This window comes from Flavilitoribacter nigricans DSM 23189 = NBRC 102662, from assembly GCF_002646595.1.
GTDB classification, from domain to species: Bacteria; Bacteroidota; Bacteroidia; order Chitinophagales; family Saprospiraceae; genus Flavilitoribacter; species Flavilitoribacter nigricans.
The window spans coordinates 1-578 of sequence record NZ_PDUD01000136.1; the positions used below are offsets into that span (position 1 = coordinate 1).

Annotated in this window: 1 protein-coding gene; it reads left to right on the forward strand. The window is 54.2% G+C overall.

Annotation, left to right across the window (positions count from 1 at the left end; translation table 11 throughout):
- Nucleotides 1-578: HYR-like domain-containing protein (locus tag CRP01_RS42730; protein ID WP_170110770.1), on the forward strand; the 578-nt coding region annotated here is incomplete at both ends.

Here is a 578-nt window from a genome sequence, read left to right on the forward strand (position 1 = left end):
GACACCATCCCGCAGAGCCTCACCCTGGAATGCTCCGCCGACTACCCCCGACCAACCAGTCTGACAGCGATCGATAACTGTGAGGGGGTCATCGTCTCTTCTCCCGTCAGTCTGTTTACATTTGGTGGTTGCCCGAATAACTTCACTGAAGTTCGCACCTGGACTTTTAGCGATACCTGCGGGAATACTACCAGCGTCTTCCAGACCATCCAGGTACTGGATACGCTGCCGCCCGTGGTCGTGGACACCGTCCCGCAGAGCCTCACCCTGGAATGCTCCGCCGACTACCCCCAACCAACCAGTCTGACAGCGATCGATAACTGTGACGGGGTCATCGTCTCTTCTCCCGTCAGTCAGTTTACTTTTGGTGGTTGCCCGAATAGCTTCACTGAAGTTCGCACCTGGACCTTTAGTGATACCTGTGGCAATACCACCAGCGTCTCCCAGACCATCCAGGTACTGGATACGCTGCCACCTATTGTTGTGGATACTATTCCAGAGAGTCTTACTCTGGACTGCTCTGCTGGCTATCCCCAACCAACCAATTTAACGGCGGTCGATAATTGTGACGGAATTAT